The following is a 13,664-nucleotide window of genomic DNA, read 5'->3' on the forward strand; positions in this document are numbered from 1 at the left end:
ACCGAGGCTGCGCCGTGTCAACCCAGGACACCAGCGTGAGCCCCGAGGCCGGCAGCGACGCCAAGACGCTGCACGGCCTGGCCGGCGGCGCGCAGCCGGCGCGTGCCGACTGGACCATCGACCAGGGCTGGGAACGCTACACGCCCGCCGAGCACGCCGTCTGGAAGACCTTGTTCGAGCGCCAGACGAAGCTGCTGCCGGGCCGTGCCTGCGACGAGTTCGTCGCGGGCATGGAGAGCCTGCCGATCGGCCCCGAGCAGATTCCCGACTTCCGCCGCCTGTCCGACGTTCTGATGCAGCGCACCGGCTGGCAGGTGGTCGCGGTGCCCGGCCTGGTGCCCGACGAGGTGTTCTTCGACCACCTGGCCAACCGGCGCTTTCCGGCCGGGCAGTTCATCCGCAGGCCGCACGAGCTCGACTACCTGGAAGAGCCGGACGTCTTCCATGATGTGTTCGGCCACGTGCCGATGCTGATGAATCCGGTGATCGCCGACTACATCCAGGCCTACGGCCGGGGCGGCCTGCGGGCACGCGAGCTGGGCGTGCTCGACAAGCTGGCCCGGGTGTACTGGTACACGGTGGAGTTCGGCCTGGTGCAGCAGCCCGACGGCGTGCGCATCTATGGCGCCGGCATCGCATCTTCCTATACCGAGAGCGTCTTCTCTCTGGAGAGCGCTTCGCCCAACCGCATCCGCTTCGAGCTCGAGCGCGTCATGCGCACCCGCTACCGCATCGACGATTTCCAGGAAAGCTACTTCGTCATCGACAACCTCGATGCCCTGCTCGAACTGGCGCACATCGACTTCGCGCCGCTGTACGAGCGCATCGACGGACTGCCCGACCACGAGCCGGGCACGGTCCTGGAGACCGACCGGCTGGTGTCCCGCGGCACCGGCTCCTATCACAAGGCTCGCACCGCCGAGCGAAGCACGCAGGCTTGCCAATGAACAACCAGGTCGTACTCGTCACCGGCGCCGCCGGCAATCTCGGACGCGCGGTGGCGCAGGTCTTCGCCGCGCGCGGCGCGCGCCTGGCCCTGGTGGGCCGGCAGGTCGAGCGCCTCGCGTCGACCTTCGGCCCTGAAACCGATGGACAGCGATTCGTGGCCGCCGACCTGCTCGACGCACAGGACGCGCAGGCCGCCGCCGACGCGGTTCTCGAGCGATTCGGCCGCATCGACGTGCTGTGCAACCTGGCCGGCGGCTTTCGCATGGGCACGCCCGTGCACGCCACCGAGGCGCACACCTGGGACGCGATGTTCGGCCTGAACATGCGCACCATGCTCAACATGGCCCAGGCCGTCGTGCCCGTGATGCAGCAGCAAGGCGGCGGCAGGATCGTCAACGTGGGCGCGTTCGCGGCGCAGCGCGGGCTGGCGAACATGGGCGCCTACATCGCATCCAAGAGCGCGGTGATCCGCCTGACCGAGTCGATGGCCGCCGAACTTCGCAGCCAGCGCATCAACGTCAACTGCGTGCTGCCGACCATCATCGACACGCCGGAAAACCGCGCCGACATGCCCGACGCCGATCCCGCGCAATGGGTGGCGCCGGCCGACCTGGCCGAGGTGATCGCCTTCCTGGCCTCGCCCGCGGCGCGCGCCGTGCACGGCGCCGCGCTACCGGTCACCGGGCTGAGCTGAGGGGCTCGGGCGCCTTCTGCCCGGCCAGGTCGACCCAGCCGCCGCCGATCGACTTGTACAGCTGGGTCGCCTGCAGCAGCACGTCGGCTTGGCTTTGCGACAGCTGCAGCTGGGCATTGAAGAGGCTGCGCTCGGCGTCCAGCACCTCCAGGTAGCTGGTGTAGCCACCGTCATAGCGCTTGCGCGCCAGCCGCGCATAGTTGGCCAGGGCCTCGGTCTGCTGCTGCGCGGCGTCGCGCGCCAGCTGCGTCTGGCGCACGCCCGTTAGCGCATCGTCGGTCTCGCGGAAAGCCGTCTGCACCGCCTGCCGGTAGTTGGCCACCGACACGCGCTGCGCCGCTTCGGCGCTTTGCACCTGGCCGGCGATGGCGCCGGCGGTGAAGATGGGCAGGCTGATGTCCGCGCCGTACGTCCAGGTGCGGGCGCTGCCGCTCCACAGGTCCGACAGCGAACGGCTGGCCGAGCCGAAGGCCCCGGTCAGCGAGATGCTGGGGAAGTACGCCGCCTTGGCCGCGCCGATCCGCGCGTTGGCCGCCACCAGCTGCTGCTCGGCCGCGAGCAGGTCGGGGCGCCGCTCGATCACCTGCGACGGCAGCCCGAACGGCACCGGCGGCATGCGCAGCGCCTGGATCGCCAGTCCGCGCGCGATCGGCCCCGGGTTGCGGCCGACCAGCACCGACAACGCGTTTTCCTGCTGCACGGCCTGCTGCTCCAGCTGGCGCTGCGTGCGCAGCGCACTCGCGTATTCGGAGCTCGCCTGGTTGACCTCGAGGTCGGACACCACGCCGCCCTGGCGCCGGCGCTGGAACAGGCGCAGCGTGTCCTCGCGCAGCCCCACGGTGGAGCGGGCGACCTCCACCTCGCGGTCCAGGTCGCGTAGCCGCACGTAGCCGGCGATGACCGCCGCCACCACCGACAGCACCGTGGCGCGCCGGGCTGCCTCGCTGGCGTTCAGTTCGGCGGCCGCCGCCTCGGTCAGGCGACGCGTCCGCCCGAACAGGTCGATTTCCCAGCTCGCCAGCAGGCTGGCCTGGAACGCGTTGTACGGGTTGGCGCCGGGTGCCGGACTGATGGTCTGCCCGCTCGCCCGCGTGCGGGCGCCCGAGACATCGGCACCCAGCTGCGGAAAGAGCTGCGCACGGGTGGTGCCCAGCGCGCCATAGAACTGGTCGACGCGTGCCGCGGCGGCCACGACGTCCTGGTTGCCCGCCAGCGCCTCGTCGATCAGCGCATCCAGCTGCGCGTCGCCGAACTGCTGCCACCACGCGCTGTCGGCCGCGCTTGCGCTGGCTGCGCCGGCATCGGCCGCGGCACGAAAGCGATCGGGCACGGTCAGCGTCGGCCGGGCATAGTCGGGCCCCAGCGTGCAACCGCAAAGCAGCAGGGCCGCGACGAGCGCGGCGTGCACGGCCCCGACCGGGCGCCGTTGCCCGGGCCGGTCACCGCGGCGCATGGTCCGCCTCTGCATCTGCCGCCGCGTCGCCCGCAGGCCCGGCTGCCGCGCCTTTCCTTCTGGCCCCGCGCTCGCTCAGGGTCTGCAGGCCCCAGAAGAACATCGGAATGAAGAAGATCGCGATCGCCGTGGCGCCCAGCATGCCGCCGATCACGCCGGTGCCCAGCGAATGCCGGCTGGCGGACGATGCGCCGCTGGCGATCGCCAGCGGCACGCAGCCGAGGATGAACGCCAGCGACGTCATGATGATCGGCCGCAGGCGCAGCCGGGCCGCGCCGATCGCGGCGTCGTACGGCGACATGCCTTCCTTGTGCTGCAGCTCCACCGCGAACTCGAAGATCAGGATGGCGTTCTTCGCCGCCAGCGCGATCAGCACGGTCAGGCCGATCTGGAAATACACGTCGTTCTCCGTGCCGCGCAGCCAGATCGCGACGATGGCGCCGAACAGCGCGAACGGCACGGCCAGCAGCACGCCCAGCGGCAGCGTCCACTTCTCGTACTGCGCCGCCAGGATCAGGAACACCATGACCAGCGCGAAGCCGAACACCAGGCCCGCGGTCGAACCGGCCGACTTCTCCTCGTAGGCCTGGCCCGACCAGGCAAATGAAAAGCCTTCGGGCAGCACCTCGCGCGCGACCGCCTCCATCGCGTCGAGCGCCTGACCCGAGCTGTAGCCCGGCGCCGGCCCGCCCGAGATCTTGGCCGCCGGGTAGTTGTTGAACCGGGTCACCAGGTCGGCACCGACCACGTAGCGCGTGCTCGCCATCGCCTTCAGCGGCACCATCTCGCCGCCGTGGTTGCGCACGTACATGTTCTGCAGGTCTTCCGGCTTGGTGCGGTAGTCGGGCTCGGCCTGCAGGATCACCTGGAACAGCCGGCTGTTCTTCGGGAACTGGCTCACGTAGAGCGAGCCGAACAGCGTCTGCAAGGTGCTGTAGACGTCCTGCACCGGCACGCCCAGGCTCTCGGCCTTGTCGCGGTCGACGTCCACCAGCAACTGGCGCGATCGGGTGTTGATGGTGGAGTTGACGCCGCGCAGCTGCGGCCGCGCATTCGCCTTGGCGATGATCTCGCGCGTGAGTTCCTCGAGCCGCTGCAGCGGCGCGTCGCCTTCGCTCTGCACCCAGAACTCGAAGCCGCCGGTGGTGCCCAGCCCGGGGATCGAGGGCGGGTTCACCGGGATCATCACCGCTTCCTGGTCCTTGGCGAATTCGCGCGCGGCGTCGTGGATCAGGGCGTCCGCCTTGTCGGATGCCGCCTGCCGCTCGGCGAATCCCTTGAGCGCCACGAACAGGAGGCCCGCGTTGGACTTGAGCTGCGAGTCGATCAGCGAGAAACCGGGCACGGTGGCCACCGACTGGACGCCGGGCTGCTGGCTGAACCATTTCTGCGCCCGGTCGGTCGCAGCTTCGGTGCGGTCCAGGCTGGCCGCGTCCGGCAGGATGGCGGCGGTGAAGATGTAGCCCTGGTCTTCCACCGGCAGGAACGAACCCGGCACGCGCTTGAACAGGCCGAGCATGATCACCACCATGCCCGCGATCAGCAGCAGCGACACGGCCGCGCGCCGGATCGCCAGCTGCGTGCTGCGGCTGTAGCCTTCGGTCACGCGGTCGAAGCCGCGGTTGAACCAGCCGAAGAAGCCCTTCCTGCCATGCTCGCTGCCCGGCGGGTGCGGCTTGAGCAGGATGGCGGCCAGCGCCGGCGACAGCGTCAGCGCCACCACGCCAGAGAGCACCACCGACACCGCGATGGTGACCGCGAACTGCTTGTACAGCTGCCCGGTGATGCCCGACAGGAACGCCACCGGAATGAACACGGCGCACAGCACCAGCACGATCGCCACCACCGGCCCGCTCACCTCGTCCATGGCGCGCTTGGCCGCGGTCTTCGGGTCGAGCCCGAACTCGCTCATGTTGCGCTCGACGTTCTCCACCACCACGATGGCGTCGTCCACCACGATGCCGATGGCCAGGATCATGCCGAACAGCGTCAGCATGTTGATCGAGAAGCCCATGGCCGTCATGCCGATGAAGGCGCCGACGATCGACACCGGCACCGCCAGGATCGGCACGATGGTGGCCCGCAAGCTCTGCAGGAACAGGAACACCACCAGCACCACCAGCACCAATGCCTCGAAGAAGGTGTGCACCACCTCGTTGATGGACTCCTTGACGAACTCCGTCGTGTCCAGCGCGATGTCGTAGTCCAGCCCCGGCGGAAAGCTCTTCTTCATGTCCGCCAGCGCCGTGCGCACGTCGGTCGCCACCTGCAGTGCGTTGGCGCCGGGCTGCTGGTAGACGGCGATGAGCGTCGCGGTCTTGCCGTTGTAGCGCGAGCGGATCGAATAGTCCTTGGCGCCCAGTTCGGCGCGGCCGATGTCCTTGACTCGCACGATGGCGCCGGTGCCGGCCTGCGCCCGCAGGATGATATTGTCGAACTGGGCCGGCTCGGTCATTCGGCCCGATGTCGCGACCGGAAAAGTCTGCTGCACCGGCGCCGCAGTCGGCGATGCGCCGAGGCGCCCGGCCGCGTATTGCTGGTTCTGCGCCGCCACCGCCTGCTGCACGTCGGTCGCCGTCAGTCCCAGGCTGGCCATGCGGTCCGGCTTGAGCCAGAGGCGCATCGCGTAGTCGGGCGCACCGAAGATCGAACTCTGGTTGGCGCCCGGGATGCGCTTGAGCGTGTCGAGCACGCTCATGTTGGCGAAGTTGGCGACGTAGGTCGCGTCCAGGCTGCTGTCGGGCGAGTAGATCGCCACGATCATCATGAAGGCCTGCGACTTCTTGGCCACCGACACGCCCTGCTGGCTCACCGCCGAGGGCAGCGTCGGCAGCGCCAGGTTGACGCGGTTCTGTACGTCCACCTGCGCCAGCGACGGGTCGGTGCCGATCTTGAAGTACACCGACAGCGTCATGTTGCCGGTCGAACTCGAGGTCGAGTTCATGTACATCATGTTGTCGGCGCCATTGACCTGCTGCTCGATCGGCGCGGCCACGTTCTGCGCCACCACCTCGGCACTGGCGCCGGGGTAGGAGGCGGTGACCGAGATCTGCGGCGGCGTGATCTCCGGGAACTGCGCGATCGGCAGGTTGGCCATCGCCACCGCCCCGGCCAGCACCAGGATGATGGAGATCACGGCCGCGAAGACCGGCCGGTCGATGAAGAAGTGCGCGATCTTCATCAGGCCGCCGCCAGCGCGATGTCGACCCGGCGCGCCTGCACCGGTGCCTGGCCACCGGTGATGTCGGCCGGCTTTCGCAGCTCGATGCGGCCGGCCGGCACCCCGGCGGCTACCAGTGCGTCGCGCACCGCCTGTGCGCGCTGCCTGGCCAGCGCCCGGTTGCGCCGCGCGCTGCCGGTGCTGTCCGCGTAGCCCTGCAACGTGACGCGCAAGTGCGGCTTTGCCTTCAGTTCGGCGGCCAGCGCCGCCAGCACGGCGCGGCCGGTGGCGTCCACCCGGGCACGGTCGGAGTCGAAGTACACGGCGCGCGGCGCCGCGCCTGCAGGTGCGGGCGCGCCTGGGGTTGCCGCGCTTGCGCCAGTCGCGCCAGCTGCTCCAGTCCCAGTGGTCGCCGCGGGCGCGCCTCCCGAAGATCCCGCGGATGCCGTTGCCGCGGCATGCGCCGCGGTCCCCGCGCCCGCTGGTGCGGAAGCCGGCGACGCGGCGGCGGCGCCGCCGGCGGCGGGCGCGGGCAACGCCTGCGCAGGGACCTCCTTCGCCTGCACCGCCATCCCGGGCGCCAGCCGCATGAAACCATCGACCACGACGCGCTCGCCGTCCTTGAGGCCTTCGCTCACCAGCCACTGGTCACCCAGCCAGTCGCCGGCCACCACGGGCCGCTGGTTCGCCTTGCCGTCGGCATCGACCACCCAGACGAACTGGCCGCGCGGCCCTTCCTGCACGGCGCGTTGCGGCACGGCAATGGCCCCCGGTCGCGAGAAACCGATCACGTTGACGCGCACGAACTGCCCGGGACGCAGCTGGCCGTCGGGGTTTGGCAGCTCGGCACGCAGGAGGAAGGTGCCCGTCTCCTGGCTGAACGCGGCGTCGGCGAAGGTGATGCGGCCCTTGGCCGGAAACACCGAGCCGTCCGCCAGCACCAGCTCCACCCCGTAGCGGTCACCCGGCGCGGGCGTGAGCAGGCCCCTCTTCACCTCGTCCTTCACGCGCAGGCTTTCGTTTTCCGAGAGGCTGAAGTTCACCCGCATCGGGTCGAGCCGGGCCACGTAGGTCAGCAGGCTGTTGGATGCACTGACGTAAGCCCCCTCCTGCACCTTGGCGAACGAGCTGAGGCCGGCCAGCGGCGACGCGATGGTGGTGTAGCCCAGGCGAAGCTGCGAGTCGGTCACCTTGGCGTTGGCCGCCTCGACGGCCGCGGCCGCGGCCTGCGCCTGCCCCGTGGCGTCGTCGAGATCCTTCGCCGCGAGCGCGTTGTCCGCCACCAGCGGCTTGACCCGGGCCAGGTTGGCACGGGCGGTGGTCAGGCGCGCCTGCTGCTGGGCCAACTCGGCCCGGGCGGCCTGCAGGTCCGCCTCGAACGGCTTGCGGTCCATGAGGAACAGGGGCTCGCCCGGCTTGACGAAGCTGCCCTCGCGGTAGACGCGCTTTTCCAGGAAGCCGTCCACGCGCGCCCGGATCTCGACCTGCTGGGCGCTCTCTGTCTGGCCGACGAACTGGAAGGTCACCGGCAGGGTCTGCGCCTTGACCGTCAGCGCCGAGACCGCTGCCGCACCCGGCCCCGCGGCCGCAGGCGCCGGCTCCTTCGAGCACGCGGCCACCAGCACCGCCAGCAGGAGCACAGCCGTCCCCAGGACAGGCCGTGCATCGACCGCTCCGACTCCTGCGGAAAACATCATCCTGACTCCTCTCGGCCTGTACGCCGGGCTGACTCTTTCACATGATGCAAACGCTCGCGCGAGTCTAATTGTCATTTGTCCGTTCCGTGCGGGCTTGCCGCTGCGTCGGGTCGGCGCGACACACCCGCCCTCTCCGGGACTTGCCATGCGGCACCCCAACGCGTGTAATCGGCGCCAGCGATTACAGGAGAACGCCCTTGCCTGATCGATCAGCCCTGCGCGGATGGCCTGTCTGGCTCGGCCTTTCGGCCCTGGCCGGCGCCGCGCAGGCGCAAGGCAGCAGCGTCACCGTGTACGGCGTGGCAGATGCCTACCTCACTGGCATCTGGGGCGGAGCAGGCAGCATCACCCAGCTGCAGTCCGGCGGCCTGTCCGGCTCGCGCCTGGGCTTTCGCGGGCGCGAAGACCTGGGCGGCGGGCTGTACGCCAACTTCGTCCTCGAAACGGGCCTCAACATGGACGACGGCACCTACGGCCAGGGCGCCGTGTTCGGGCGCCAGTCCTTCGTCGGCGTGGGCTCGACGTCCCTGGGCGCGGTCACGCTGGGACGCCAGTACACGGGCTTCTGGCACGTCACCGACGAATTCAGCGAATTCTCCAACTCCGGCAACGGCCCGAGCAGCGCGGTCATCGGCGGCTTCGGCGGCTACGAGCCGGTGCGCGGCTCGCTCGACAGCGGCACCGGCAACGGCGGCCCGGCGCGGCTCAACAATGCCGTCAAGTACGAGTCTCCGGTATGGGCCGGCTTCCGCTTCGGCATGCAGGGCGGCTTCGGCGAGGTGGTCGACGACGCCAGCGGCAACCGCGTGCTCGACGCCTACGCGCGCTATGCGCAAGGCCCGGTCGACATCGCCGCGGCCTACGTGGACGACCGCGGCGGCAGCGTGCTGCCCGACGCCGCTCGGCGCAGCTACATCGTGGCGGCGGCCTACAGCTTCGGCAACCTGAAGGTGCGCGGCGCCTATCTCGAGGTCGATGACCGCAGCAGCTTCAACCAGGACGGTTCGGGCTGGTGGGTGGGCGCCGACTATCGCCTGGGCACCAGCCTGGTGAAGATCCAATACGTGGTCAATGCGCCCAGCTACGTCAGCGACGCGCACACCCAGGGCATCGGCCTGGGCTACGAATATTCGCTGTCCAGGCGCACCACCCTCTACACCTCGGTCAGCTATTTCAAGAACGACGTCAACGCCGGCCTGGGACGCGCCTCGTTCACCATTCCCAGCGGCCTGACCACCACCGCCGACAACGACCTGACGCAGTGGGTCGGCGGCATGCGCTTCACCTTCTAGCTTCGCCTTCCTCTTCCTGTGACTCAGCCCACGGGCCGGCAGGCGGCGCGGACGATGCGCTCGGTCGGGTTCGGACTCATGCCGCGGAACGCCATGGGCTGCGGATTGCCCCGGTAGTCCTGCTTGCGCAGGACCGCGCCCTGCCACAGCGGCGCCTCGTAGAACGCGATCTCCAGGTACTGGGCGCGCCCGGCACGGCAGTCGAAGCGCACCAGCGCATGGTAGGACCGGTAGGGCACGCCGTCCCAGCTGCGGCGCTCGTGCGCACGGTTGACGCGCAGCGCCATCACGCGCCCCTGCTCCTCGGGAGCAAAGTCGGACAACTCGACCTGCACCGTCTCGGCCCGCTCGTTGGCCGGATCGCCAGCGACGGTGAACCAGGCCGGCGGCTGTGGGGCGCCGGGCTGCGGCTGCGCCATGGCGAAACTCGCGCCGGCACAGCACGCAACCATGCCCAGCCAACCCGCGAATGCTTTGATCTTGCCGACGACCACAAATTTCCTCGCTTCTCTTGCGCCAAATTCTAGGTGGCGCCGTTTCGTTTCCTGACAGTGATTGCGGCCATTCGATGCGCAGGAACAACGATCGTCAGCCGCGCGGATCTTGCCGAAGCACGCCATGCAGCGCCAGGCGCGACTGCCGCGCCAGCGCCTGCAGGTCGGGGCGCCCGACCGCGCCGATGAAGGCATGGGCGAACATGCCGTAGAGGACGGTATGGCCGACCCGCGCCAGCTCGCGCAGCCGCGGCGGCGGCGGTGCATCGTCCGCGGCAGCCAGGGCAGCGGCCCAGGCGTCGACGAAGCGCTCGTACATGCGGCGATAGGCCTCGGCGCCCGAGAGGTGCCGCTCGAGCAGGTAATGACTGCCCCATTGCGCGGGGTGGGCGCGATGCGCCTCGACCATCGCATCGACGATCGTCCCGGCCATGGACGCCATCGACGCCCCGGCGTCGGCCTGCGCCGCGTCGCGCAGGATGGCCAGCAAGGCCTTCGAGCGCATGTGCAGGCACACCCTGGCCAGGTCTTCCTTGCTCGCAAAGTACTCGTAGAAACTGCCCAGGCCCGTCCCGGCCACCAGCGCGATCTCGCGGATGGTGATGGCGCCGTAGTCGCGCTCCTCGAGCAGGCGCACGAAGGCCTCCTGCAATGCGTGCGACGTCTGCAGAGCCCGGGACTGGCGCGGCCGGCGTCGCGCCGTGCTCGCGCTCTTCCTAGAATCGGGACCGGACTGCCGTTGCACCATGCGCGCATTCTGGACGAGGCCGGCATCCATAGCGTCCGCCCTCGTCTCGACCCACCCGAGCCGGCACGCCCCCGGACCAAGACATGACCCCATACGACAAGAACGAATCGTCCAGCGAACCCATGCCGACCGCGGTGTTCACGCGCGAGGGCGAAGACCGGTGGCAGGCCAGCGTGCTGGCCCGCGGCCCCTGGGACCCGCGCGCACAGCATGGCGGCGCCCCGTGTGCGCTGTTCGTCCACGTCGCGCAGCAGGCCATGGCCGAGCCGGGCTGGCAACTGGCCCGGCTCACGGTCGAACTGATCCGTCCAGTGCCGTTGGGCGCACTGCAGACGCGCTGCACGCCGCAGGCGGCACGCTCGACTGCCCGGGTCGGCATCGACCTGCTGGCCGGCGACACGCTGGTGGCGCGCGCCCATGTCCTCATGCTGCGCCAGCAGGACGTGCCCCTGCCCGAAAGCGCGCCCGGCTGGCAACCCGACCGGCTGCTGCCGCCGCCGGCCGGATGCACGCAGCGCCTGAGCATCCCGGGGCTGCCCGAAGGCGTGTCGTTCTACGGCAGTGTCATGGACATCCGGGTCGCGCAGGGCGATCCGCTGCAGCCCGGCCCCGGCGCGGCCTGGTTCCGCACCGTGCTGCCGCTCGTGCAGGGGCAACCCGATTCGCCCGCCATGCGCGCGGTCGCGGCGGCCGACTTCGGCAATGGACTGAGCTGGGTGCTGCCTGCCGAACGCTACGTGTTCGCCAATGCCGACATCAGCGTCCACCTGTTTCGACAGCCCGATGGCGAATGGATCGGCGTGCAGGCGCAGACGCAGATGGACGCAAGCGGCGCCGGCACGACGCTGTCCAGGCTCTACGACGAGCGAGGCAGTATCGGAGTGGCCATCCAGACCCTGGCGCTGCGCGCGCGCTGAGGCTCGGCGGGGCGCCTATAGCGGCTGGATCACCGCCAGGATGTTGCCTTCGCTGTCCTTGAACCAGGCGGCCCTGGCGCCGCCGGCGGTATAGATGCCCTGTCCGTCGTCGCCGGGCATCCCGGGATAGCGCTCCAGGGTGACGCCGCGCGCCGCCAGGTCGGCCACCTCCCGCTCGATGTCGCCCACCTCCCAGAACGCCTGGCTGGCCTTGGAAGTGCCGGCGTTCGGCGTCGGATAAAGGAAGCAGGCGGTGCCGCCGGCGAACTCGTAGGTCACGCCGCCGGCGATGTCGCGCGCGGGCTTGAGGCCCAGCTTGCCTTCATAGAAGCGGCGCGCCCGTTCGACATCCTGCGCCGGGAGGTAGGAGTACATCAATGCGTCTTGCAGCATGCGGTTCTCTCCGGTCCAAGCCCCCGAAGGGACGGCATGCCATTGTGGACGTCCGGCCGCGGCCGGCGGCGCCGGGGCGGCCAAGCCCCTTTGCCCGGTGGAGGAAGCGGCGGCGGATCAGCCGCGGCTGGGAATCACCAGGCCGCGCTGCACGGCCGGACGCGCCGCGAACACGTCCAGCACGCGGTTGACCTCGGCGAAGTCGGCGAAGCCCACCAGGTCGCCCGCGCCATAGAAGCCCACCAGGTTGCGCACCCACGGGAAGATGGCGATGTCGGCAATCGTGTAGTCATCGCCCATGACCCAGGCGCGGCCCTTGAGGTGCGCGTCCAGCACACCCAGCAGGCGGCGCGACTCGGCGACGTAGCGGTCGCGCGGGCGCTTGTCCTCGTAGTCCTTGCCGGCGAACTTGTTGAAGAAGCCCACCTGGCCGAACATCGGGCCGATGCCGCCCATCTGGAACATCAGCCACTGCACCGTCTGCCAGCGCGCCGCTGGGTCGGACGGCATGAGCCGGCCGGTCTTGTCCGCCAGGTACAGAAGGATTGCGCCCGATTCCCAAAGCGCCAGCGGCTTGCCACCCGGCCCGTCGGGATCGATCAGCGCCGGGATCCTGTTGTTCGGGTTGAGCGAGAGGAACTCGGGCGAAGTCTGGTCGTTCTTGCCGAAGTCGACCAGATGCGCCTCGTACGGAAGGCCGGTTTCCTCCAGCATGATCGACGCCTTGACGCCGTTGGGCGTGTTGAGCGAATACAGCTGCAGGCGCTCGGGATGAGCGGCGGGCCACTTGCGGGTGATGGGGAAGTCGTCGAGAGTCTTGAATGTGATGCTCATGGGCCGCATTCTGACCCACCGGCGGCGTGGCGCGCAAAATCGAAGGCACGGCGCCCACCTGGCGGCGGCCTGACCTGGGGAACGCATGCTTGTGGTTTGCGGCGAGGCACTCATGGACGTCTTCGTCGCCGGGGACACGTCCACCGGAATGGCGCTGGACGCGCGCGTCGGCGGCTCGCCCTTCAACGTGGCGATCGGGCTCGCGCGCCTGGGCCAGCCGGCAGCCTTCTTCGGCGGCCTCTCCCGCGGCGCCCTGGGCGAGCGGCTGGCGCAGGCACTGCGCGAAGAGGGCGTGCACTGCGCGTCGCTGGCGCGCCTGGACGCACCCACGACGCTGGGCCTGGTGGAACTGGACGCGCAGGGCGTACCCAGCTACAGCTTTCGCGGCCAGGCCTGCGCCGACCGCCTGCTGGAGCCGAACGCCCTGGCGCTCCTGCCCGCGTACATCAGCGCCGTGCAGGTGGGCTCGTACGCGACCGTGGTCGAGCCCATCGCGTCGACAGTACGCGCCTTGGTCTTGCGCGAGCGCGGACGCTGCCCGGTCTGCTACGACCCCAACGTGCGCCTCGACGTCGAGCCGGACATCGCGCGGTGGCGCGAGGTGCTGCACTGGATGATGCCGCGCTGCGACCTGCTCAAGCTCAGCGAGGAAGACCTGGCCCTGCTGCGGCCGGGCCTGGCGCCGACGTCCTTCGCCGGCGAGGCGCTGGCCGCCGGCGTCGGCCTCGTGGTCGTCACCAGCGGTGCCGGCGGCGCCGCCGGCTGGTCCCCGGTCGGTGAAATGCAGGTGCCGGCGCACCCGGCGGCGGTGGTCGATACCGTGGGGGCGGGCGACAGTTTCCAGGCAGCCCTGCTCGCCTGGCTGGGCGAAAGCGGCAAGCTCCAGCGCGACGAGCTGCACGCCCTCGCCTCCGCCGAGATCGGCGAGGCCCTGCGTTTCGCTGCCGCGGCTGCCGCCATCACCTGCGCGCGGCGTGGCGCCGACCTGCCGCGGCGCACGCAACTGCCCTGAATCGCCGCTGCCGGCCGATGGC

General features: G+C 70.1%; 12 protein-coding genes. 5 read left to right on the forward strand and 7 right to left on the reverse strand.

What is annotated here, in order from left to right; genetic code table 11:
- The first annotated feature begins 14 nt into the window (after nucleotides 1–14).
- Both phhA and VES41_RS01350 read left to right on the forward strand, forming a co-directional pair.
- Nucleotides 15–947 (forward strand): phenylalanine 4-monooxygenase, encoded by a 933-nt coding sequence (phhA, locus tag VES41_RS01345; protein ID WP_414718984.1) that lies wholly within the window; start codon nucleotides 15–17, stop codon nucleotides 945–947.
- Nucleotides 938–1,642 carry an SDR family NAD(P)-dependent oxidoreductase gene (locus VES41_RS01350; RefSeq protein ID WP_324812003.1) on the forward strand — a complete coding sequence of 235 codons (705 nt, stop codon included), beginning with the start codon at nucleotides 938–940 and terminating at the stop codon, nucleotides 1,640–1,642. Before phhA ends, VES41_RS01350 begins: the two co-directional genes overlap by 10 nt.
- Here the strand turns inward: VES41_RS01350 and VES41_RS01355 are convergent.
- From VES41_RS01355 to VES41_RS01365, 3 genes are read right to left on the reverse strand one after another with little or no spacing between them, the layout of a single operon-like run.
- Nucleotides 1,626–3,095, reverse strand: coding sequence for an efflux transporter outer membrane subunit (locus VES41_RS01355; protein ID WP_324812005.1), 1,470 nt, complete (start codon nucleotides 3,093–3,095; stop codon nucleotides 1,626–1,628). The two genes, VES41_RS01350 and VES41_RS01355, sit on opposite strands and share 17 nt — an antisense overlap.
- Nucleotides 3,082–6,276, reverse strand: coding sequence for a multidrug efflux RND transporter permease subunit (locus tag VES41_RS01360; RefSeq protein WP_324812007.1), 3,195 nt, complete (start codon nucleotides 6,274–6,276; stop codon nucleotides 3,082–3,084). Before VES41_RS01360 ends, VES41_RS01355 begins: the two co-directional genes overlap by 14 nt.
- Nucleotides 6,276–7,949, reverse strand: a complete 1,674-nt coding sequence (locus VES41_RS01365) for an efflux RND transporter periplasmic adaptor subunit (protein ID WP_324812009.1) — start codon at nucleotides 7,947–7,949, stop codon at nucleotides 6,276–6,278. The genes VES41_RS01360 and VES41_RS01365 overlap by 1 nt, the downstream gene beginning before the upstream one ends.
- 200 nt (nucleotides 7,950–8,149) lie before the next feature.
- On the opposite strand from VES41_RS01365, the gene VES41_RS01370 reads away from it, so the two are divergent.
- The gene (locus VES41_RS01370; protein ID WP_324812011.1) at nucleotides 8,150–9,244 is read left to right on the forward strand and encodes a porin; all 1,095 of its coding nucleotides are present in this window, start codon (nucleotides 8,150–8,152) and stop codon (nucleotides 9,242–9,244) included.
- 23 nt (nucleotides 9,245–9,267) lie between these two features.
- On the opposite strand, the gene VES41_RS01375 is transcribed toward VES41_RS01370, so the two are convergent.
- A complete protein-coding gene (locus tag VES41_RS01375) occupies nucleotides 9,268–9,663 on the reverse strand; it encodes a surface-adhesin E family protein (RefSeq protein WP_324812014.1) in 396 nt (131 codons plus the stop codon).
- A 169-nt stretch (nucleotides 9,664–9,832) separates the two neighbouring features.
- Entirely contained in the window at nucleotides 9,833–10,375 is a 543-nt protein-coding gene (locus VES41_RS01380) for a helix-turn-helix domain-containing protein (protein ID WP_324812016.1), read from the reverse strand.
- 194 nt (nucleotides 10,376–10,569) lie between these two features.
- On the opposite strand from VES41_RS01380, the gene VES41_RS01385 reads away from it, so the two are divergent.
- Nucleotides 10,570–11,403 (forward strand): thioesterase family protein, encoded by an 834-nt coding sequence (locus VES41_RS01385; protein WP_324812019.1) that lies wholly within the window; start codon nucleotides 10,570–10,572, stop codon nucleotides 11,401–11,403.
- A 15-nt stretch (nucleotides 11,404–11,418) separates the two neighbouring features.
- Here VES41_RS01385 and VES41_RS01390 read toward each other — a convergent pair whose 3' ends face one another.
- Both VES41_RS01390 and VES41_RS01395 read right to left on the reverse strand, forming a co-directional pair.
- Complete coding sequence (locus VES41_RS01390; protein ID WP_324812022.1) at nucleotides 11,419–11,796, reverse strand: VOC family protein; 378 nt, start codon at nucleotides 11,794–11,796, stop codon at nucleotides 11,419–11,421.
- 117 nt (nucleotides 11,797–11,913) lie between these two features.
- Nucleotides 11,914–12,630 carry a glutathione S-transferase N-terminal domain-containing protein gene (locus VES41_RS01395; RefSeq protein ID WP_324812024.1) on the reverse strand — a complete coding sequence of 239 codons (717 nt, stop codon included), beginning with the start codon at nucleotides 12,628–12,630 and terminating at the stop codon, nucleotides 11,914–11,916.
- Nucleotides 12,631–12,715: 85 nt separating this feature from the next.
- Here VES41_RS01395 and VES41_RS01400 point away from each other — a divergent pair, with 85 nt between their 5' ends.
- A complete protein-coding gene (locus tag VES41_RS01400; protein WP_324812027.1) occupies nucleotides 12,716–13,642 on the forward strand; it encodes a carbohydrate kinase in 927 nt (308 codons plus the stop codon).
- The last annotated feature ends 22 nt before the right edge of the window (nucleotides 13,643–13,664 follow it).

Source organism: Variovorax sp. (genome assembly GCF_035634955.1).
Classification (GTDB): Bacteria; Pseudomonadota; Gammaproteobacteria; order Burkholderiales; family Burkholderiaceae_C; genus Variovorax.

Coding starts and splice junctions, on each gene's coding strand:
- VES41_RS01360 (WP_324812007.1), bottom strand. CDS start 6,276: ATGAAGATCGCGCACTTCTTCATCGACCGGCCGGTCTTCGCGGCCGTG.
- VES41_RS01365 (WP_324812009.1), bottom strand. CDS start 7,949: ATGTTTTCCGCAGGAGTCGGAGCGGTCGATGCACGGCCTGTCCTGGGG.
- VES41_RS01395 (WP_324812024.1), bottom strand. CDS start 12,630: ATGAGCATCACATTCAAGACTCTCGACGACTTCCCCATCACCCGCAAG.
- VES41_RS01375 (WP_324812014.1), bottom strand. CDS start 9,663: ATGGCGCAGCCGCAGCCCGGCGCCCCACAGCCGCCGGCCTGGTTCACC.
- VES41_RS01400 (WP_324812027.1), top strand. CDS start 12,716: ATGCTTGTGGTTTGCGGCGAGGCACTCATGGACGTCTTCGTCGCCGGG.
- VES41_RS01355 (WP_324812005.1), bottom strand. CDS start 3,095: ATGCGCCGCGGTGACCGGCCCGGGCAACGGCGCCCGGTCGGGGCCGTG.
- VES41_RS01390 (WP_324812022.1), bottom strand. CDS start 11,796: ATGCTGCAAGACGCATTGATGTACTCCTACCTCCCGGCGCAGGATGTC.
- VES41_RS01385 (WP_324812019.1), top strand. CDS start 10,570: ATGACCCCATACGACAAGAACGAATCGTCCAGCGAACCCATGCCGACC.